This window comes from Italian clover phyllody phytoplasma str. MA1 (assembly GCF_000300695.1).
In the GTDB taxonomy this organism is placed as follows: Bacteria; Bacillota_I; Bacilli_A; order Acholeplasmatales; family Acholeplasmataceae; genus Phytoplasma.
Genome location: NZ_AKIM01000018.1, coordinates 1 through 19,670, shown reverse-complemented (window position 1 = coordinate 19,670; position 19,670 = coordinate 1). Strand labels below are relative to the sequence as shown.

The 19,670-nt window shown below is 27.4% G+C and carries 23 protein-coding genes and 1 tRNA gene; 2 read left to right on the top strand and 22 right to left on the bottom strand.

Annotated features, from left to right (window positions below; all coding sequences use genetic code 11):
• Nucleotides 1-187, top strand: a 187-nt coding sequence (locus tag RI01_RS03820; protein ID WP_026052439.1) for a hypothetical protein, incomplete at its 5' end; no start/stop codon positions are given.
• A 212-nt stretch (nucleotides 188-399) separates the two neighbouring features.
• Complete coding sequence (locus RI01_RS01210) at nucleotides 400-1,791, top strand: hypothetical protein (protein ID WP_017192840.1); 1,392 nt, start codon at nucleotides 400-402, stop codon at nucleotides 1,789-1,791.
• Between the two features lie 74 nt (nucleotides 1,792-1,865).
• Here RI01_RS01210 and RI01_RS01205 read toward each other — a convergent pair whose 3' ends face one another.
• The 22 genes from RI01_RS01205 to ybeY form a co-directional block, all read right to left on the bottom strand.
• Nucleotides 1,866-2,309, bottom strand: coding sequence for an iron-sulfur cluster assembly scaffold protein (locus tag RI01_RS01205; RefSeq protein WP_235728175.1), 444 nt, complete (start codon nucleotides 2,307-2,309; stop codon nucleotides 1,866-1,868).
• A gap of 24 nt (nucleotides 2,310-2,333) precedes the next feature.
• A complete protein-coding gene (locus tag RI01_RS01200) occupies nucleotides 2,334-3,524 on the bottom strand; it encodes an aminotransferase class V-fold PLP-dependent enzyme (protein ID WP_017192838.1) in 1,191 nt (396 codons plus the stop codon).
• Between the two features lie 88 nt (nucleotides 3,525-3,612).
• A complete protein-coding gene (locus RI01_RS01195; protein WP_017192837.1) occupies nucleotides 3,613-4,521 on the bottom strand; it encodes a MetQ/NlpA family ABC transporter substrate-binding protein in 909 nt (302 codons plus the stop codon).
• A gap of 56 nt (nucleotides 4,522-4,577) precedes the next feature.
• On the bottom strand, nucleotides 4,578-5,456 hold the full coding sequence (locus tag RI01_RS01190; RefSeq protein WP_017192836.1) for a MetQ/NlpA family ABC transporter substrate-binding protein: 879 nt from the start codon (nucleotides 5,454-5,456) through the stop codon (nucleotides 4,578-4,580).
• A 141-nt stretch (nucleotides 5,457-5,597) separates the two neighbouring features.
• A complete protein-coding gene (locus RI01_RS01185; protein ID WP_017192835.1) occupies nucleotides 5,598-6,017 on the bottom strand; it encodes an OsmC family protein in 420 nt (139 codons plus the stop codon).
• A gap of 54 nt (nucleotides 6,018-6,071) precedes the next feature.
• Nucleotides 6,072-6,434: a super-infection exclusion protein B gene (locus RI01_RS01180; RefSeq protein ID WP_017192834.1), complete on the bottom strand. Its 363-nt coding sequence runs from the start codon at nucleotides 6,432-6,434 to the stop codon at nucleotides 6,072-6,074.
• Between the two features lie 16 nt (nucleotides 6,435-6,450).
• Entirely contained in the window at nucleotides 6,451-6,660 is a 210-nt protein-coding gene (locus RI01_RS01175; protein ID WP_017191468.1) for a YneF family protein, read from the bottom strand.
• An 83-nt stretch (nucleotides 6,661-6,743) separates the two neighbouring features.
• Complete coding sequence (gene rsmD, locus RI01_RS01170) at nucleotides 6,744-7,310, bottom strand: 16S rRNA (guanine(966)-N(2))-methyltransferase RsmD (protein WP_017192833.1); 567 nt, start codon at nucleotides 7,308-7,310, stop codon at nucleotides 6,744-6,746.
• A 12-nt stretch (nucleotides 7,311-7,322) separates the two neighbouring features.
• Nucleotides 7,323-7,889: a bis(5'-nucleosyl)-tetraphosphatase (symmetrical) YqeK gene (yqeK, locus tag RI01_RS01165; protein ID WP_017192832.1), complete on the bottom strand. Its 567-nt coding sequence runs from the start codon at nucleotides 7,887-7,889 to the stop codon at nucleotides 7,323-7,325.
• Between the two features lie 9 nt (nucleotides 7,890-7,898).
• Nucleotides 7,899-8,459 (bottom strand): YqeG family HAD IIIA-type phosphatase, encoded by a 561-nt coding sequence (locus RI01_RS01160; RefSeq protein WP_017192831.1) that lies wholly within the window; start codon nucleotides 8,457-8,459, stop codon nucleotides 7,899-7,901.
• Between the two features lie 5 nt (nucleotides 8,460-8,464).
• Nucleotides 8,465-8,938, bottom strand: a complete 474-nt coding sequence (gene greA / locus RI01_RS01155; RefSeq protein WP_017192830.1) for a transcription elongation factor GreA — start codon at nucleotides 8,936-8,938, stop codon at nucleotides 8,465-8,467.
• A gap of 38 nt (nucleotides 8,939-8,976) precedes the next feature.
• On the bottom strand, nucleotides 8,977-9,582 hold the full coding sequence (locus tag RI01_RS01150; RefSeq protein ID WP_017192829.1) for an O-methyltransferase: 606 nt from the start codon (nucleotides 9,580-9,582) through the stop codon (nucleotides 8,977-8,979).
• A 73-nt stretch (nucleotides 9,583-9,655) separates the two neighbouring features.
• Complete coding sequence (gene ruvX / locus RI01_RS01145; protein ID WP_017192828.1) at nucleotides 9,656-10,147, bottom strand: Holliday junction resolvase RuvX; 492 nt, start codon at nucleotides 10,145-10,147, stop codon at nucleotides 9,656-9,658.
• Nucleotides 10,129-12,726, bottom strand: a complete 2,598-nt coding sequence (alaS, locus tag RI01_RS01140; RefSeq protein ID WP_017192827.1) for an alanine--tRNA ligase — start codon at nucleotides 12,724-12,726, stop codon at nucleotides 10,129-10,131. Before alaS ends, ruvX begins: the two co-directional genes overlap by 19 nt.
• A gap of 96 nt (nucleotides 12,727-12,822) precedes the next feature.
• Entirely contained in the window at nucleotides 12,823-13,011 is a 189-nt protein-coding gene (gene rpmF / locus RI01_RS01135) for a 50S ribosomal protein L32 (protein ID WP_017192826.1), read from the bottom strand.
• A 122-nt stretch (nucleotides 13,012-13,133) separates the two neighbouring features.
• A tRNA-Arg gene (locus RI01_RS01130) sits at nucleotides 13,134-13,210 on the bottom strand.
• A 79-nt stretch (nucleotides 13,211-13,289) separates the two neighbouring features.
• Nucleotides 13,290-13,736 (bottom strand): class I SAM-dependent methyltransferase, encoded by a 447-nt coding sequence (locus RI01_RS01125; protein ID WP_017192825.1) that lies wholly within the window; start codon nucleotides 13,734-13,736, stop codon nucleotides 13,290-13,292.
• On the bottom strand, nucleotides 13,733-14,986 hold the full coding sequence (locus RI01_RS01120; protein ID WP_017192824.1) for a sigma-70 family RNA polymerase sigma factor: 1,254 nt from the start codon (nucleotides 14,984-14,986) through the stop codon (nucleotides 13,733-13,735). The genes RI01_RS01125 and RI01_RS01120 overlap by 4 nt, the downstream gene beginning before the upstream one ends.
• Before the next feature lie 85 nt (nucleotides 14,987-15,071).
• Nucleotides 15,072-16,967 carry a DNA primase gene (dnaG, locus tag RI01_RS01115; RefSeq protein ID WP_017192823.1) on the bottom strand — a complete coding sequence of 632 codons (1,896 nt, stop codon included), beginning with the start codon at nucleotides 16,965-16,967 and terminating at the stop codon, nucleotides 15,072-15,074.
• Nucleotides 16,968-16,998: 31 nt separating this feature from the next.
• Nucleotides 16,999-18,357, bottom strand: a complete 1,359-nt coding sequence (locus RI01_RS01110; RefSeq protein WP_017192822.1) for a glycine--tRNA ligase — start codon at nucleotides 18,355-18,357, stop codon at nucleotides 16,999-17,001.
• A 53-nt stretch (nucleotides 18,358-18,410) separates the two neighbouring features.
• The gene (gene era, locus RI01_RS01105) at nucleotides 18,411-19,298 is read right to left on the bottom strand and encodes a GTPase Era (RefSeq protein WP_017192821.1); all 888 of its coding nucleotides are present in this window, start codon (nucleotides 19,296-19,298) and stop codon (nucleotides 18,411-18,413) included.
• 42 nt (nucleotides 19,299-19,340) lie between these two features.
• On the bottom strand, nucleotides 19,341-19,670 hold a 330-nt coding region (ybeY, locus tag RI01_RS01100; RefSeq protein ID WP_017192820.1), incomplete at its 5' end, for an rRNA maturation RNase YbeY.

Below are 19,670 nucleotides of genomic sequence, written 5' to 3'. Positions count from 1 at the left end.
TTGGCATTTTTATTTTTTAACCTTATCTTCTAGTATAGCACGAGATGTTTTTGTTTTGTTCTATATTTTAAAATTGTTTTTTTTCACAATCCCTTGCAAGTTTGTGAAAAAAACTTTTCATATTCAATCGAATAAAAATAAACAAGACCGAAAAGAAAATAAAAATGATAAAAACACATCCCAATGAAATATTGATCATTAGAAAGCAAGAAACAATTTTCTTGTCCTTTCGAACTATTAAATTATTGATGGATATCAGAACGAGAATAGTTTTTTTATTGTATAATAAAAGTGTATTTAATGATATTTTTTATTTTTTTGACTTTCTCAATTCTTATTTGAACAAAGATAAACCCAATAATTTCAAATGATTAAAATTTTACACAGAAGAGGAAATATTTGCAAGCGCCACAAGATAATAACAATAATAGTTATGCTTTGACTAAATTTTTTTTAATCCCTATTTTATCATTATTGTTTGTTATTGCGTTTTTAATTGTCTTTTATAAACTTCATCAACCATATATAGACAATTCTTTATCAGCAGATAATATAAAGGAATATTATGACAATACTAAAGAGTCTAATCAAAATATGTATATTGATAGCGAAATAAATGAATACGATCCTATAACAGGCAATTATTTAAGTAAAACCATTTTCGCCGAAGGAAATGTTAAAGAATATGACCCTATCACAGGTCATTTAATTCAAGAAAAATTCTCTAACGGTTATATTAAAAAATATAACGATCAACAACAAGTTATTAAAGAAATTTTACCCAATAAAGTTAAAATTTATTACGAATATGATCCAGAAACGCAGTCTTTATTAAGGATTATGGTTAACGATTTCAAAACTTTCCAATATGAACTTAAGACCGGTAAAATAGAAAAAATTTTACTTTCTGATGGAACCATCACCGAATTTAACACGGAAGATAATCAGTTTCAACAAGAAATTTCCCCTGATAAAACTATTAAAAAATTAAAAGGGGATATAATGGAGGTTATTTTTCCTACAGGATGGACAAGAGAATATGACGTTATTAATGGACATTTATTAAAAGAAATCACACCCAAAGGCGTTGTTAAAGAATACCGTAATATTTTAAATCAAGAAATATTGCCGAACGGAAACATCAGAATATACGAAGATAATAGTGTGAAAGAAGTTTCTTCAGAAGATAAAATTATTACAGAATATGATATTAACACTAAAAGAATAAAAAAAATTATTTACCCGAATGGCGAAGTTAAAGAGTTTAGTTTGTATAAAAACCATTTACAAAAAGAAATTTTATCAGACGGAACGATCAAAGAATATAATATTGATAATAACATTCTTATCAAAGAGTTTTTACCTGATAAATCTATTAAAGAATATGATCCAGAAAAGGGTTTTTTATTGAAACATACTTTCCCAAATGGAAATGTTTTACAATCAATACTAGATTTTGATCCCGATAGTCATAAATTAATTAAAATTTGTTTGCCGGATAAAACTATCATCGAAATGGATGTAGAAAAAGACCTTATCATAAGAGAAATTGCTTCAGATGAAACCGTTAAAAAAACTATTTTCGGTTATGACCCAGAAACAAATAAATTGGTTAAAATTATTTTTCCTAATGGTCATATTAAAGAGTTCGATCCTATAAAAGACTATTTAATCAAAGAAGTTTTGCCCAACGGAATAACCATCGATTATGAATACGACCCTCTAACGGATTTTTTATTAAAAACAGTTTCTTCTGATGGCCAAATTATTGATTACCAATTAACCGAATAAATCGTTACTATAATAAATTAATCCCTATATACCAAAAAAGCCTTTTTAATTTTTAAAAAGGCTTTTTTGGTATATTATTTTAAGGAAGAATGGTTTTTTTCGATATTTTTTTGTATAGCTTCCCAAGGGAGGCTGATGCATAAAACTCTACTGGAAGGTTGTTTCAATAAGTTAAACACTTTCAAGTCAGGATCTATTTGCGTTTCATCGTAGTTTTTATCTTTCACCATTCCTAAAAAATGATTCACTTTATTGAGTGTTTCGGAAATAGTTTTCTTTTTCAAATGTACTGACATTAAACTAGCTGATGCGCAACATACTGCGCAAGCTTGAGTATCGTGTTTAATATCAAAGATAACACCATCTACTATTTTGATTTGTAAATCTATAGCATCACCACAAGAGTTATTTTGATAACGAATATGTAAATAACTATCATCTTGAACTAAACCATGATTTTGGGGATAACTAGAATGTTGAATTATTAATTTTTTTTGTAATTCGTTCATTACACACATTGGTTAATTCCTTTGATTTTTAAATTAAACGAAAAAATCTTTTATTTTTTTTAAATGAGTAATTAAAAAAGCTATATCTTCTTCGGTATTGTGCAATCCAACAGACACTCTAATAGTGCTTATTTGGTTTAATTTTTTAGAAACTAAATTAGCACAATGCAGACCTGTTCTAAGATAGATATTATGTTTAGCTAAAGAATTTTCCACATCATGAGCGTGAATTTTGTCAAAAACAAAAAGTACTAAATTATCAGCCCCTTCGTTCAAAACCCTAATTTGTGGGATTTTTTTAAATTCTTCTTTAATTTTAGCAACTATTTTTTTATTATGTTGATGAATCTTGTCTATTCCAATAGATTCGATAAATTCTAAACTTTTTTTAAAAGCGATAATTGAGCCTATATTAGGGGTTCCTGATTCAAATTTATAAGGAGTATCTCTTAAAACATAACGATCTTTAAAGACTTCTTGAACAGTACCGCCGCCTAAAAAAGAAGGTTTCATTTTTTCTAAATGTACTTTTTTACCATAAAGGACGCCTACACCAAAAGGTCCATAAATTTTATGAGCCGAAAAAGCCATAAAATCAACATCTAAATCTTTCATATCTAAACGTTGATGAGCTACAGATTGAGCAGCATCTAAAATCACTAACACTTCTTTTTGATGAGCAATTTTAGCGATTTCTTTAATAGGAGTTTCATAACCTAAAACATTAGACATATGGGTTAAAACTACTATTTTAGTTTTATCAGTTAAAACATTTTTAAAGTTCTCAACAGTGATTTTGTTTTGGTCACTCAAAGGAATGAAAACTAATTTAGCTTGTTTATCTTCTGCCACTTTAACCCAAGGTAAAACGGATGAATTATGTTCTAATTCTGAAGTAATAATTTCGTCTCCTGGTTGGATGTTTTGTGAAAGAATTTGTGCTAACATATTTAAAGATTCAGTCGTCCCTTTGGTAAAGATAACTTCTTCAGGTTCTGCGTTGATGAATTGAGCCGTTTTTTCTCTTGTTTCGTCCATTAAACGATTGTTTTGCACAGATAAAGCACCGAAAGATCTAAAATTCATACCATTATCATTATAAAAATCTGACATAGCATCTATCACTGTTTGTGGTTTTAAAGAAGTAGAAGCGGAATCAAAATAAACTAATTTAGGATTGTTTTTAAAAATAGGAAAATGGGAACGAAAAGAATTATCTTTCATAAGTGGCTATTAAACTCCTTTTTTAAAAAAAATATCACCCGCGATGATGTCATTTTTTTGTTTTTTTGTACCAAATAGTTATGGATAATTATTTTTCGAAATTAGCCAATATGTCTGCTTTTAATTTATCAGGGTTTTGCACCATAACGTAATCTTTGCCTGGCCCGCCAGCTTCAAACATAGTTTTTTGCACTTGTTCGTGTTTTAAAAATCTTTTAACCGCTTGGACTTTTTCATCATCTTGGTTGTTTTTTCTAGAAGCTAAAATAATAGCGTAAGAAGAGAAAACGATATTATTTTCTTGTTCTTCAGGGCTTACAGTACCGATTCTTTTGAAATCAGTATTTTTTCTCATAAAACCAGGACAGTTGATAGATAAATCGTATTTAGTAGGATCGGTGAATAATTCCACTACTTTAAATAAATTATTAGTTTTAACAAAATCCAAATCATAAATATTTTCTATATCGTCTAAGTTCAAATTATAACCTTTAGCTTTGATCACTTCTTCATCAATTTTAACTAATTTTAAATTATTTAACAACAAAAGAGAACGTGAAAAATCACATGGTGCTGCGAATAAATCATTAAAAGGAGCAAATAATAATCTTAAGTTTTTATGTTTTTTAACATCTTCTACTGATTGAAGCTTTAAAGGGTTTTTTTGATGAACGTATAGACCGTAACGAGGGTGAAAAAAAGGTTGCACCATCGTTAATTTAGTTTCTTCATCAGTTGCTGCAAAATCGTTATAAGAGTTCATAGTGTGGTAATTATTAGAAATGCTCACATCTACAAGACCTTCTTTAAGAGCATCATTACAAGTAATTTGATATTTTTCTTTTAATTCTGCTTCAGAAATAACTTCTAAAATGTAGCCATCTTCAATCAAATGTTTAGTACTTTGTAAAGTATTTAAAGAAGAAGGAAAATTAGTAGCTATTTTAATAGTTTTTTTAGGCTTATTATCGTTGTGATTGCCATCTAATTTATTCATCATAATCGTATCCTTTTAATCTTTTTATTTATTATTTTTCTTGATGGTTATACAGTTTATAACCAATTTTTAATTAGTCTATCTTTTAATTCTTCAGGTTTTTCAATCATAACATAATTTTTCATTCCGTTATGAGTTTGATTCACATGAAAAGCTTTAACTTCGGGATCTTGTAGAATTTGTTTTAGTATTTTGATCTCTTCACTATTTTGGTTATCTTGTCTAGAAATCAAACCAATAGCGTATGATTCTACTATTTCGTTAGTTGGTTCATTTTCGCCTGTGATATTAGAGCCGATTCTGATAAAATCAGGATTGCTATTCATAAAAGCAGGCCAATTAGCCATTAAATCATATTCATCAGGATTTTCAGCAAATTTAAAAGGAATTTGAGAAGTTTTAGTAAATTCTAAATTATAAGGATTGGTGATATCAGAAAAATTAATATTTAATCTTTTTTCTTTTAAAACTTCTTCAGGAATATCTATTAATCCGTTATTTCTCAACACTAAAAGAGAACGGGAAGTATCACAAGGTTCAATGAAAGAAAAAGCCACAGCTAATAAGACTTTTAAATTTTTATGTTTTTTAACTTCTTCTAAACTTAATAATTGTTTTTTACTTTTTTTATTAGCGTATAAACCGTATTTAGAATGATAAAAAGGTTGAATAAAAACAAAAGGTTCTTGTTTGTTTTTAATTAAAAAATCATTAGTCGCTTTAAAAACGTGAATATTAGTGTAAATCAAACCATCAATTTTTTTATTTTTTAAAATATCTATATTTTCTTCAGTCCAACTAGTTTTGAATACTTCTAAATCTATACCTTTATCGTAATATATTTCTTTAGCTTTATTTAAGGTATTAATAACTGCTTGTATCGGACTACCAACTTTAACTACTTTTCTTTCTTTTTTATTGTTTAAATTCTCCATATTAAAATCCATCTTTCTTTTACAAACAATAATCAATTTTTCAAATGATATAATTTTTTTATCTTATATTAAAACATGTTTTAAAAACCTAAAAAATCTTATTAAATTTAGGCCAATTTCATTTTAATTTTGCAAATTTTTTTAAGTGATGTCTTCGTATAAAACAGCACTTAAGATTAAATGAGGATAATCATTTAACATTCTAGAAACAGGACATTTAGTATGAACTGTATCCATGATTTCAGCTGTTTCTTGTACAGAGGATTCTTTAATGCCCATAATCAGTTCTAATTTGAAATAAAAACCTTGTTCGTCTTTAGAAGTGATAGCCAACACTTTTATTTTAATGTCTGATAAATGCGGTTTTTCCAAAGAAAGATATTTTTTAGTAGTTTTATAAAAACACACTAATAAAGATAAACTCATTAATTCTCTTGGATCGCTGTAATTATCATTAGCATTAGTTAAAGCTGAATCTAATTTAGTTTTCAAACCGTTTTTAACGATTCCTATATCGTTTAATCTTTCTTCATGATAAGCGATTAATTTTAATTGACTCATTTTGTTCCATTCCTTTGTAATTTTTCAACGATAAAAGAATTATATTTCCTTTTTTTAAAGGTGATGATTGGTGAATAAATATATCTCTCTTAAAGTTTTATCTTTGTTCACTAAATTAAATATTTCTATATTGATAGCGTAAAAAGAGTGTAGAGGGTTTGTATTATCGTCTTTTATTTTTCTTAAAATATTTAATTTCACTAAATTAAAAGTAATAGAAGAATTTTTAGTTAACGGAAATTCTTTATTTTTATTTTGTAAAAAACTTTTTAAGACTTCTTTTTCTATATTTGAACAATTCAATAAATATTTTTTCATTTTCATTTTAACTTTTCTTTCGTAAAGAAAGTTCATGAAAAAAAGAACTCCCACCACGATGAAAATGATTGCAAAACAAACTAAATAACTTCGGTTCATTAAATAAAACCTCCTTTTATTTTTTTTTGAAAGAAGACATGATTTGTTTAATTTGTTTCTCTCCTGGGGTTCTTCCCATTTGTTTAAACATTTCTTTAATTTGTCTTTCCGTAATAGGAGGATTTTTTTCTAAATATTTTTTGAACCAACGGAACATAAAAAAAGCTCCTACAACAATTCCTAAAATTAATCCTAATAAAAACAAACAGGTTCCGATCCAATTCATACGATATAATTCTCCTTTTTATACAATAAATTTATAAAATAAAATCATTCAATTTTATTATAATTTAAAACATAAATAAATTTTCATGATAAAGCAAAGAAAACTTTGCGGTAATAATTTAACTTCTTGCTACCATATTTTTTACTTTTAATTAAATGAAAATTGTTTATTTTGGACGGCAAATTCATCTTGTGATTGGTTTCGTAAATCACTAAACTATTTTGATTAGTTAAGGGACTTAAAGCGTTGAATAAAAGCTCAAAATAATCAGAAAAATACGGAGGATCTAAAATGATTAAACCAAAGATTAACTCTTCTTTGATAAATTTTTTCAACATTCTAAAAGCATCGCCATAAAAAATATGAACTTCATCATTCTTTAGTTGCAATTTTTGGCAGTTTTTTTTAATTGTTTTATAAGCGGTCAATAAATTATCCACCATATAGATCGTTTTAGCTTTTCTACTTAAGGCTTCAAAACCATAAACTCCTGAACCAGAGAATAAATCTAGCACCGTTTGACCTTCTATTTCTGCCCCAATTGTATCAAATAAAGCTTTTCGAACTAAATGAGAAGTACTTTTGGTTTTTTCCGAAGGAACTAAAACTAATCTAAAACCTTTGTATTTTCCTGAAATAATTTGTAACATTATTCAACACCATTATTTTTTCAATTTCTTTTCTAAAGAAGCCAAAATGGCCAATTGTTCTTCAGAATGTTTAAAACCTTTAGATTGATAATATGCAAAATTAAATTTTAAAAGTTGATAAACCGCTTGATCTAAATCTTCAAAAGCCAATTTTCTAAAATAATTAACTTGCTGAAAATCACGATTATTTTCTAATTTATCACTTAATAAAATAATTTTATCCAGCTTATTCATCGTCTTATGACCCCAAACATGCTTTCTAATAGCGTTTAAAATTTTTTTATCACTAATTTTAAACTCTTTTTCTAACACTACAGGAGCACTAAAAGCGTGATACATGAAAGTAGATTGTTTATATTTATTAATGATTTTTTTATCTAAAACGGAGACATGGAATTCTAAAGAATCGTTTTTAGTATAATCATGAAATAAAGCAGCTATTTGCGCTTGCAAGATGTCTACTTTATGAAAACGAGACAATTCCATAGCTTTCCTATAAACTCCTAAAATATGGTTCAATCTAGGAGCATCATTTTTAAATTTTTCATTTATTTTTTTTAAAATATTTTCTATTAACATAAATCACAATCATTTTTCTAATTCAACAAAATTTTTAAATTTTTGTTGATAAATTTTAGGATTATTTTTTTTGATTTTTTTGATGTAAGGCCTTTCGATAAAATAACGGCTTAAACGAGAAACTAATGATTCGTTGTTTCTATTAATTGGTTTTAATAAAATAGAAGTAATCTTCATTTTATTAGCTCCTAAAATATCCGTTCTTAATTGATCGCCAATCATAACTGTTTCTTCTGCTGAAACGTTAAATTTTTCCAAAGCTTTTAAAAAACCCCATGAAGAAGGTTTTTTATGAAAAAAAGTAAGCGGAATATAATCAAAATCGCTTTTTAAAACAGTTTTCAATCTTTTTTTAGAAGCATTCGAAAGAATCACTATTTTAAATAAGGATTGAATTTGTTGTAAAAATTGTTTATTTTCTTCACTTAAAGCTTTTTGGTTGTTTTCTAATAAAGTGTTGTCTAAATCAAAAAACAACGCTTTAATGCCTTTTTTCACCAAATATTCATAAGGGATATCTAAAAAAGAATCATAATAAAATTCAGGCAAATATTTATTCGCTTTTTTCATTTTATCTATTCTATTTTTAGAATTTCTACTGTAAAGTTTTTGCCAGTTTCAGTTTTAACCACTACTTGATCGCCTATTTTGCAACCTTTAATACTTTGACCAATAGGAGATTCAATAGAAATTTTATCAACAAAAGGATCTGCTTCTAAAATTCCTACTAAATGTAGGTTTTTTTCTTCCATAGTTTCTAAAAATCTTAAATGCACTTTATTCCCAATATTGATGTCTTTGTTTTTAACAGAAGTACTAATAATATTAACATTTTTTAAAATATTTTGAATTTCTAAAATTCTGGTTTCTATGACAGCTTGTTCGTTTCTAGCTGCACTATAATCAGCATTTTCACTTAAATCCCCTTGTTCTCTCGCTTCTTTTAAAGCTAATAAGTTTTCGTTTCTTTTAACGTTTTTAAGGTGATTTAATTCTTCGTTTAATTTATCAACTCCTGATTGAGTTAAAGTATAACTTTTTTTATTCATTTGATTTCCTTTATTTGATAATAATTTTAATTTCAAAATTAAATTATTTTAGGTGAAAAATTTTTTTTCCAAGAAATACTTAATCCATCGCCAATATCTTTAAAAATAGTTTTAAATTCCCTATTTTCTGTTAAAAAAATTTTAAAACTGTTTAATTTAGTGATAATTCTTTTCGTACTTCTAGAAATAGTGTTGACATTTAAATTATGAAAATTCAAATTATCACATACAATAACGCCATTATCCTTTAAAAAAAATTGGTATTTCTTAAATAACTTTTCATATTGAACCTTAGAAGCATCGATAAAAATAAAATCATATTTTTTTTGCGGTTGATAAAAAAACGCTTCTGACCAAATAAATTCAATTTCATGAGAAATATTTTTTAAAAATTCCTTCGCCAATTGGACGTTGGGATATTCCCTTTCAATGGTTTGAATATTATTTTTCTCATTACTCATAGATAAAGAACTATAACCAATCGCTGTTCCTATTTCTAAAATATCCCTAAAATCATTCTCAGTTATCATTTTTTCTAAAAATAATTTGGTTTCATCATGTATAATAGGGATTTTATGCAAAATAGCATATGTTTTAATTTCTTGTAAAGATTTTTCTTTTAGTTCGTTTTTCATACTTGTCATATTTAAATAAATTAACTTTTTTTTATTTGATAATAAAAAACTTTATCTTTTTTTATTTTTCTTTTTCGGCTTTTTATTCTAATTGCTGTTTTTCCAATAATTGGTTAGAACGGAAATTTAAAAAATTTTGTAAAATAATCATCGCCGCTATTTCGTCTTTTAATTTTTTATTTTTCTTTTGTTTGTGTTTGGAAACTTTAGGACCTCTGCTGCTATTTATAGCTTGAAAAGCTTGTACGGTAGATAAACGTTCGTCCCACAAAATAACTTCCACCAAAGGAAAATTATTTTGTAGTTTCTCTTGAAATTCCATACTTATTTTTGCTTTAATGCCGACATCATTATTCATATGTTTAGGATTTCCTAAAATAATCGTTTTAATATTGAATTGTTCTATCATTTCTTTTAAAGGCGTTATTAATTCTTCATATTTATGTTGAGTAAAATTAATAGTTTTTAAATTATTCGCGATAATACCAGATTCAGAAAGAGCAATTCCTAATGTTTTTTCACCTAAATCTAAACCTAAAAAAGAATTGTTATTGTTCACAAAAAAGCCTTCCATCCCTTTTCTAATTCGTTTATTTTCGTTACATCTGAACTGAAAGAACGAGCAAAAGTTTTATTTCCGCCACCTTTGCCGTTAATGATTTTGTTAATGACGTTTACAAATTGTCCCGCATGAACGGTTTTACTTTTTGCTAATAAAACAAAACCATCGTTTTGTTTTTGGCATAAAATTAAAAAATCATTTTGTAATTTGTCAAATAAATGTTCTAATAAAGTTTTTAAAATATTGGGTTCTATATTGGTTTCATCGTGAATCATAATTAACATTTGTTTTTCAATTTTATCAGGAATAAATTGATCCGCTTTTCGCAAAATTAGTTCAGTTTGTTTTTTGACCACTTCTTTTTGGATAGCGATCTGTTGTTGTTTTAAAGCTTGAACGTAAGATTTATAGTTTTGAATATCTTCATAACTATTATAATTGATCATAATTTTAGGAATAATTTCTGCATTAACTACTTTTTGATCTTGCTCTATTTTATGCAAAATTTGTTGTTCTTCTTTGTTAAAAGGACTAATTTTCTGTTCTATAGCGTTTTTAAGGTTATCCTCGGAAGTGGCTTCAATTCTGTAAATACCAGAACCAATAGAACTGTACGATAAAATGGCGAATCTTTTTAGTTCCATAGTGTTTTTCGCGTGCGTTCCGCCACATAATTGAAGAGAAAAATCGTGGATTTTAACTACTCTTACTGTATCAGAATAATCTTTATCTGCTAAAAAATTAGCATCTTTTTTCTGCGCCTCTACAAAAGGCATCACTTCTGTTATAACGGGGTATTTTTGAGAAATCCAGTCATTAACTTGTTTTTCTAATTGCATCAAATCATCAGAAGACAAGAGTTTATAATGGTTAAAATCATACCTTAAAACCTTATCGTTCAAAGAGGAACCTTGTTGTTTAATATGTTTTCCAAAAACCTTTCTTAAAGAATCATTTAAAAGGTGAGTTGCTGTATGATTTAAAGAAGTTTTGCGTCTATTATCTGGATCTACGATAGCTACTACCTTTTGTCCTTCGTGAAAGACATTATCGATTTGATGTATTATCTGACCATTCGGCAATTTTGTAACTTTAGTAACGGGCACGTTGTTAATAGTTCCTTCATCGCAAGATTGACCGCCCATGCAAGGATAAAAAGGAGTTTTTTCTAAAACAATACCTTCTTTAAACACTTTAAGAACTTTTGTTTTGGCTTCTAAAACTTCATAACCCACAAATTCGCTTGGAGCGGTAAAGTTTAAATAATCCGTATTTTGTTCTTTCATCCCGTTTTTAAAATCTTTATTTTGGTTTTTTTGAGATAATTTCTTATGTTTTTGTAAGAAAACATCAAATTGATCTGAATCTACTTCAATATTTCTTTGTTCGGCAAATTCTAAAACAACCTCTTTAGGCAAACCATAAGTATCATAAAGTTTGAAAACATTTTCATCAGATATTTTATTATCTTCAGTCAATTCTAAAATTTTGACTTCGCCCTCTTTTAAAGTGTACAAAAATTTTTCTTCTTCTTTTTTGATCATTTGAGCAATAACTGTTTTTTTATCTTTTAAATCAGGATAAAATTCTTGCATCATATCAGCTACAGTCGGCACTAATCGATATAAGAAAGGTTGATTTAACCCTATTTTTTTACCTTTTTGAAAAGCTCTTCTTAAAAGTCTTTTTAGAACATAGCCTCTTCCGTCGTTGGCTAAAACAACACCATCTCCAATGCTAAAAACTAATGTTTTAACGTGGTCTGAGATAATTCTAAAGGTTTCGTCCTCTTGATATTTAAAACCGCTTATTTCTTCAATTTTGGCAATAATAGGATAGAATAAATCAGTTTCAAAATTAGTTTTTTTATCTTGAAAAATACAAGCGAAACGTTCTAATCCTGCTCCAGTATCTATATTTTTTTGTGGTAATTCTTTATAATTCTCACGTTTTGTTTCAGGAACAGAATTGTATTGGGAAAAAACAATATTCCAAATTTCAATAAAACGATCGTTTTCAATATCGTTTTTAATTAATTCAGGACCTCTTGGATCATATTCAGGTCCGCGATCAAAAAAGATTTCTGTACAAGGACCACAAGGACCTTCGCCGATTTCCCAATAATTCGTTTTCAAAGAAATTAAATGATTTTCATCTATCCCTTTTTTTAACCAAAAATGATATGTATCTAAGTCTTGATGGAAATAAGTAATATATAATTTTTCTTTTGGTAAAGCGAAAAAACGTTCGGATAATAACAATTCATAAGCTAAATCAATCGCTTCTTCTTTGAAATAACCACCGATAGAGAAATTACCTAACATTTCAAAAAAACTGTTATGGCGAGAAGTTTTACCAATATTTTCTATATCATTAGTTCTTAAGCATTTTTGGACATTAACAATGTTTTGAAAACGAACTTTTTCTGAACCGTCAAAATATTTTTTCAAAGGAGTTACCCCAGCATTCACCCACAATAAAGTAGGATCAGATTGCGGCAATAAAGAAGCCGATTTTTCTTGGTAATGATCCTTTTCTACAAAAAAATTTAACCACATTTTTCTAATTTCAGAAGAAGTCATTTTTTTCATTTGTTTATTTTCCTTTAATTTGTTAAATATTTTCCCATAAAATAATTTTATAAATAAAAAAGATAATTAATATCTTTTTGGGCAAATAGGATATTGTTAATTATCTTTTTTTTTCTTTGACAAAATTAATTTTCCTTTGTAATAACCACTATTAAGAGTAACACGATGTGGTAAAGTAAAATTATTAGTTTCCGGACATACTGCTAAAGTCGGTTTGTTTAATTTATAATGTGTACGTCTTTTTCTTTTTGCAGTCTTACCAGTTCTTCTAAAGGGAACAGCCATTTTTTTCATCTCCTTTTTTTATTATCAAATAAAACACTTTCTTACCAAAATGCTTTATTTGATAATAAAATATTTATTTAATTTTTTACAAATTTTTTTCTTAATTCGTCTTTTTTTTACAATGGCGTTTGAGAAGGGATTCGAACCCCTGACCCACGGCTTAGAAGGCCGTTGCTCTATCCTGCTGAGCTACTCAAACGTTTTAAACAACTATTATTATACTTGAAATAATGTTTTTTTACCATCCAAAATAAAAAAATATTCATTTTTATTAAATTTCATTTATTTCGGATGACTTTTAAAAACATATAATTAAATTTATCGTGAACAATATAATGGTTTTGAATTGTATAATGGTTTCTTTTTAACCATTCGACTAAAAGATGGATTTTCCCTTGACAACCTAAGATGAAAGGTTTTCCGATATGAGAAGTTTTTTCTAAAATATGGATAATAGTATAAGGACCCATACCGGCAATTAAAGCCAAATCAAAAGAGGAAGGGATATTTTCAAATCCGTCGCTTAAATAAAATTCCACAGGATAATTTTCTAAATTTTCCCGTGCTTTTTCTAACGGTTGAGGATTGATATCAGAAGCAATCGCTTTTTGAATATAACCTTGTTCAAAAGCTTTTTTTAACACTAAACCATGGTCTGTTCCAATATCTGCAACCTTATGATAACCTTGAAGCAAAGAAGCGATAAAATCAATTCTTTTCATCATTTTTTGTTAATATTTTTGTATAACATTTTCAATTTATTTTGTCTTGAAGGCGATCTTAGGCGCCTTAAAGCTTTCGCTTCGATTTGACGTATTCTTTCGCGGGTAACACCAAAAATAGCGCCGACTTCTTCTAAAGTGTAAATACGATCATCTAACAACCCGTATCTCATTTTTACAACTTGTTGTTCTCTTACGGTTAAAGCCTCTTCTAAAGTTTCATCTAAAGTATTTTTTAAAGTTTCCTGCAACATATATTCGTGGGGAGACACAGCGTTAGCGTCACTAATGAAATCACCTAAAGAAGAATCATCTTCTTCTCGGACTGAAGTTTCTAAAGAAATAGTTTCTTTTTCAATCATCTGAATATCAGTGATTTGTTTAGTTTTAATATTCATTTCTTTAGCTATTTCGTGATTGTCTACTTTTCTGGATAAATCTTGCGTTAACTTGCCTCTACAACGAGAAATTTTATTCATTGTTTCGATAATATGAACTGGAATTCTAATTGTTCTTGCTTGGTCGGCTACTGCTCTGGTGATCGCTTGTCTAATCCACCAAGTAGCGTAAGTAGAAAATTTAAAACCTTTTCTATAATCGAACTTGTCTACCGCTCTCATTAACCCCATATTACCTTCTTGAATTAAATCTAAGAATAATATTTTTCTCCCGATATAACGTTTAGCGATAGAAACTACTAAACGATAATTCGCTTCTACTAATTTGCTTTTACCTAATAAACCTTTTTTGATTAATTCATGGTTTTTGTGAATTTGTTCTGAAGTTAGAGTTATTTCTTTTTTTTTGTATTTAATCATTTGTTTACGCGCTCTAATACCTTCGTAAACCATTTTCGAATTTTCTCTTTCTTCTTCATGCGTTAATAAAGGTATTTGACCGATTTCTTTCAAATACATTCTGACAGGATCGTCAACTTTAATTGAATTAGAAATTTTTTCTAAATTCAATTCTTCTTGGTAATCTTCTTTACTTTCATCATCTTCAAAAGATAAATTATTTTTTTTCAATTTTTGTTCTTTTAGTTTTTTAACATTTTCTTTTTTAATTTTTTTATCTTGAGCGATTAAAAATTTGATAATTTCTTCGTTAAAAGGAACCATATTTTTATTAAAACTGTTAACCCATCTTAACTTTTTTTTCAACGCAACATTAATAGAACTTATAGTCGTATCTTTGGCTAGTTTGGAATTATGTTTTTTAAATGTCTGTTTTATCGTTTGTCTTAAATTCATATTTTTCACCCATTAATTTTATTTTATACAATTTTAGTACGATAATGATAAGATGACTTTGATTTTAGTCTTTTTTAATTGGTTTTTATAATTTAGCTAACTTTTCTCTTACTTTGTGAAGTTCTAACTTTTTTTGGATTAATTTTTGCCCTTTTTCTTCTATCTGGCGGATATCTTCTTCGTTGTTTATCATTTGAGTTAAGTCTTTTTCTAAAGAAGCGATTTCTTCTTCTATGTTGGCAAAATCATCTAATTGTATTTTCTTCGATAAAAGTTTTTTCACATCTTCTAAATGTGGTAGGTTTTTTTTCTGTTTAAATAAAAAACTATTTTCAATATCTTCTTTGAAAAGATCAAAATCGAATTTTGCTTTTCTTTCTTGAAAAAAATCTTCATAAAGAAGGGCAAATCTGTCTAAATCCACATGTCGATTGACGTGAATGTTTTCTTCAGGCAAATGTTTTTCATAATATTCTTTGATTTTGGCAACAATATCAATCAACACCGAATTATGTAAAAAAATAATAACGCTTTTTTCGTAAATTAATGGCAAAAACTTATCACTTAACAAAATTTCAATAATGATGTGTTTGTCAGTTTCGTTATATTGTTTTTTGTTCATTTTTTTAATATGAATGAATTTATCTGAACCGTTGGCGATTTGACTTAAGAGTTGATAACCTTTTTTATCGTTGAATAAATTGTTTTCTTTATCGTAAGTTTGTTTAGCTAAATTTAAGGAAATTTGATATGTTTTATACAATTCTTTCGCGTAATATCTTTTAGTTTCTAGATCATAATACTTCAATAAGGCAACGGTTTTAGACTCTATTTCATCATCACTTTGGTTCTGTTCTTTCCATTCTTCTACATTATAAAAGACAAAATCTTTCGCTTTTTCTTTTAAAGAAGAAAGATTGATTATGTTTTTTTGTAAAATGTATTGGTCTGGATCTAGATTATCAGGCAAAGTCACTATTTTAATTTTAAAATTACGTTTAATTAGTAAAGTCGATATTTTCAGAGCCGCTTCTTTGCCCGCATTATCGCTATCATAAATAATTAAACAATTTTGACTTCTGGATTGAAGTAATTTAGCGTGTTGTTCCGTAAAACTAGTTCCTAAAGTGGCTACTACGTTTTTAATCCCTTTTTTGTAAAAAGCTATGACATCAAAAACACCTTCAGTTAGAATAATTTCGTTCTTAGCTCGAATGTCTTCTTGATGTTGGTATAAACGATATAAAAGATTACTTTTTTTAAATAAAGTATTTTCTGAATTAAATAAATATTTAGGATATTTTTCTTTTTCTTTAATCAAACGTCCTGAAAAACCAACAATATTACCTTTTTCATCAGTCAAAGGGAAAATCAAACGGTCTACGAAAAAATTATAATATTCTTCTTCGTTGTTAGATCTTTGTTTAATTAAACCTAATTTCAATAAAGTTTTGGCAGAGAAGTCTTTCTCTAATAAATAATCTTTCAGAGAGTTAAAATCATCGTAAGCATAACCTAAACCAAATTCTTTAATCAATTCTAAAGTCAGTTTTCTTTCTTGAAATAAATAACCTTCTAAAGGGTGATCTTTAATGTTTTCGATAATGTATAAAAGTGAATCATGAAAATATTGTTGCGCAGAATTTAATACATCGTATAAAACATCTTTATTATTTTTCTTTTTTTTCGGCAAATCAATATGAAATTGTTCACATAATTCTTCTACCGCTTTTTCAGTAGAAATATTTTTCAATTGACGCCAATAAGTAACTGGTTTACCGCCTTTACTACAAGACATGCAAAAGGCAATATTTTTTTCTTTAGAAACAGAAAAAGAAGGTGTTTTTTCTTGATGAAAAGGACATAAACCCATAAAGTTTTTTCCTTGTTTTTTTAAGACCACACCTGATTTAAGAACTAATTCATAAATGGGTATTTTTTCATTGATTTGTACAACGAAAGATTCCTTTATTTTATCCATAAAATCACTTTTTTTCACCACTTTACAATTCTTAAAACAATAATTTATTTTCTATATAATCGCGGATTTTTTCAATAGGCATTCTATGTTGTTTCATAGTGTCTCTATCTCTAATTGTTACAGTATTATCTTCTAAAGTTTGATCATCTACCGTACAACAAAAAGGAGTTCCTATAGAATCTTGTCTTCTATATCTTTTACCAATACTTTGGTTTTCATCATAAGTTAATTCGAAATAATTAGATAGTGTTTTTTGCAATTCTTTCGCTTTATGACGATGAATTTTTTTCATCAAAGGTAAAATAGCTATTTTATAAGGCGCTAAAAAAGGATGAATTTTTAACACTGTTCGTGAAGCTTCCTCTTTTAATTGCTCTGTTTCTAAACTGTCAGCTAAAAGAGCTAAAAATAACCTTTCGACCCCTAAAGAAGGTTCAATCACAAAAGGAAAGTATTTTTCTTTGGTATTTTCATCAAAATATTGTAAATCTTTTTTAGAATATTTTTGATGATTTTTCAAATCAAAATCAGTTCTTGATGCTATTCCCCATAATTCATCAAAACCCCAAGGGAAACGGAATAAAATATCAGAAGTAGCGTTAGAATAATGGCTTAATTCAGTTTCTTTATGATCTTTTAGTTCTAAATTTTCTTCTTTAATCCCTAATTCTAATAAGAAATTATAAGAATATTCTTTCCAATAAGCAAACCATTTTTGATCTTTTTTGGGTTGGCAAAAGAATTCTAATTCCATTTGTTCAAATTCACAAGTTCTAAAAATAAAATTACCTGGTGTAATTTCATTACGGAAAGATTTGCCGATTTGACCCACTCCAAAAGGTAATTTTTTCCTAGTAGAATTTAAAATATTTTTAAAATTAACAAAAATTCCTTGACAAGTTTCTGGTCTTAAATATAAAGGCTTATTTTCCTCTATGACAACCCCTTGATGTGTTTGAAACAACATATTGAATTTTTTAACAGGGGCCCAATTTTTGGTTTCTAAAACTTCATTCTCAATTAAATATTGCGTCATTTCTTCAAAAGTTAAGGCACTGACATCAAAAGAAGGATCGTGACTTTGAATTAATTTATCAGCTCTATAACGTTTATTAGTTTCTTTGTTTTCGGTTAAAGGATCGATAAACATTTTTAAATGTCCGGAGGCTTCCCAAATTTGGGAGTTCATTATAATAGAACTATCCAATAAAACATTATCATTTCTTTCTTGAAAAAATTTCTTTTTCCAAGCTTGTTTAATGTTTTGTTTTAATAAAGTTCCTAAAGGGCCGTAATCAAAACTATTCGATAAACCGCCATAAATTTCACTACCTGAAAAAACAAAACCATTTTGTTTAGCAAAAATAATTATTTCTTTTAAAGATAACATGTTTTTATCCTTTGCTATTTTTGTCATAAATAATATATTTATTATTATCGTATTTAATGCATATATCCTAATTGTTTTAATAAATTCGTTCTATTGCGCCAATTTTTTTCCACTTTAATCCAGATGTTAAGATGAATTCTTTTGTTTAAAGTACTGTTGATATCTTTTCTAGCTTCTGTACCGATTCTTTTTATTTTTTCGCCTTTAGCGCCGATTAAAATTTTCTTTTGGCTAGGTTTTTCTACTAAAATTAAAACCGAAATTTCCAACATTGAAGGATATTCTTCCATCTGGCGCATATCTTCTACTGCGACAGCGCATGCATGAGGAACTTCTTCGTGCACGTGATAAAGTATTTTTTCTCTGACTAATTCTGAAATCATTTCTTTTTCTTTCACGTTAGTAACCATGGTGTTATCGAAATAAAGTGGACCTTCTTCTGTTAAAGATAAAATTTTATCTTGCAAAATATCTACGTTTTGTTGCGTCATAGCAGATAGAGGAACAATGTGTTTGAAAGGAAATTTTTCTAAATAACTAAAAATAATTTTATCGATGAAAATTTTTTGCTTAATTTCGTCTATTTTATTAATTACTAAAATCACTTTTTTATTATGTTGTTGAATAGTTTGTAGAATTTTTTCTTCTTTGGATGTACATTCGCGATCAACTACGAATAAAACAATATCCACATCTTTAATACTTTGCATTGCTACAGAATTCATATTGTTATTTAATAAATATTTTTCTTTATGTATTCCCGGAGTGTCTACAAAAATTAATTGATAATGAGGGTCATTAATGATACCCATAATTTTATTACGAGTAGTTTGCGATTTAGAACTGGTAATAGAAATTTTTTGTTTTATCAAAGAATTTAATAATGTAGATTTACCTACATTAGTATTGCCTATCATAGTAATAAAACCTGATTTAAACACTAATTTTTTCCCCTTCAAAATTGATATTATTTATTTAAACAACTATATATCTAAATTATGCTCTTTTAAAATTTTATTTTGTATTTCGATCATTTCCAACAATCCTTCTTCTGTTTCGTCTTCATAACCTTTTAAATGTAAATATCCGTGCACAGCTAAAAAACTGATTTCTCTTTGATGACTGTGGTTTAATTTATCCGCCTGTTCAAAAGCTTTGGGTAAAGAAATGATAATATCCCCTAAAGAATCGTCATTAGCATCGTTGGTAAAAGTCAAAACATCAGTAGGATAATCTTTTTGACGATAATACAAATTCATTTCTTGCATTTTAATATTATCTATAAAGACAATATGTAGTTTTTTTTTTTTTTT

What these genes read in the sequence shown, in the direction of transcription:
- RI01_RS01205 (WP_235728175.1), bottom strand. Translation starts at nt 2,309, where the DNA reads ATGTGTGTAATGAACGAATTACAAAAAAAATTAATAATTCAACATTCT.
- RI01_RS01200 (WP_017192838.1), bottom strand. Translation starts at nt 3,524, where the DNA reads ATGAAAGATAATTCTTTTCGTTCCCATTTTCCTATTTTTAAAAACAAT.
- RI01_RS01195 (WP_017192837.1), bottom strand. Translation starts at nt 4,521, where the DNA reads ATGAATAAATTAGATGGCAATCACAACGATAATAAGCCTAAAAAAACT.
- RI01_RS01190 (WP_017192836.1), bottom strand. Translation starts at nt 5,456, where the DNA reads ATGGAGAATTTAAACAATAAAAAAGAAAGAAAAGTAGTTAAAGTTGGT.
- RI01_RS01185 (WP_017192835.1), bottom strand. Translation starts at nt 6,017, where the DNA reads ATGAGTCAATTAAAATTAATCGCTTATCATGAAGAAAGATTAAACGAT.
- RI01_RS01180 (WP_017192834.1), bottom strand. Translation starts at nt 6,434, where the DNA reads ATGAACCGAAGTTATTTAGTTTGTTTTGCAATCATTTTCATCGTGGTG.
- RI01_RS01175 (WP_017191468.1), bottom strand. Translation starts at nt 6,660, where the DNA reads ATGAATTGGATCGGAACCTGTTTGTTTTTATTAGGATTAATTTTAGGA.
- rsmD (WP_017192833.1), bottom strand. Translation starts at nt 7,310, where the DNA reads ATGTTACAAATTATTTCAGGAAAATACAAAGGTTTTAGATTAGTTTTA.
- yqeK (WP_017192832.1), bottom strand. Translation starts at nt 7,889, where the DNA reads ATGTTAATAGAAAATATTTTAAAAAAAATAAATGAAAAATTTAAAAAT.
- RI01_RS01160 (WP_017192831.1), bottom strand. Translation starts at nt 8,459, where the DNA reads ATGAAAAAAGCGAATAAATATTTGCCTGAATTTTATTATGATTCTTTT.
- greA (WP_017192830.1), bottom strand. Translation starts at nt 8,938, where the DNA reads ATGAATAAAAAAAGTTATACTTTAACTCAATCAGGAGTTGATAAATTA.
- RI01_RS01150 (WP_017192829.1), bottom strand. Translation starts at nt 9,582, where the DNA reads ATGACAAGTATGAAAAACGAACTAAAAGAAAAATCTTTACAAGAAATT.
- ruvX (WP_017192828.1), bottom strand. Translation starts at nt 10,147, where the DNA reads ATGGAAGGCTTTTTTGTGAACAATAACAATTCTTTTTTAGGTTTAGAT.
- alaS (WP_017192827.1), bottom strand. Translation starts at nt 12,726, where the DNA reads ATGAAAAAAATGACTTCTTCTGAAATTAGAAAAATGTGGTTAAATTTT.
- rpmF (WP_017192826.1), bottom strand. Translation starts at nt 13,011, where the DNA reads ATGGCTGTTCCCTTTAGAAGAACTGGTAAGACTGCAAAAAGAAAAAGA.
- RI01_RS01125 (WP_017192825.1), bottom strand. Translation starts at nt 13,736, where the DNA reads ATGATGAAAAGAATTGATTTTATCGCTTCTTTGCTTCAAGGTTATCAT.
- RI01_RS01120 (WP_017192824.1), bottom strand. Translation starts at nt 14,986, where the DNA reads ATGAATTTAAGACAAACGATAAAACAGACATTTAAAAAACATAATTCC.
- dnaG (WP_017192823.1), bottom strand. Translation starts at nt 16,967, where the DNA reads ATGGATAAAATAAAGGAATCTTTCGTTGTACAAATCAATGAAAAAATA.
- RI01_RS01110 (WP_017192822.1), bottom strand. Translation starts at nt 18,357, where the DNA reads ATGTTATCTTTAAAAGAAATAATTATTTTTGCTAAACAAAATGGTTTT.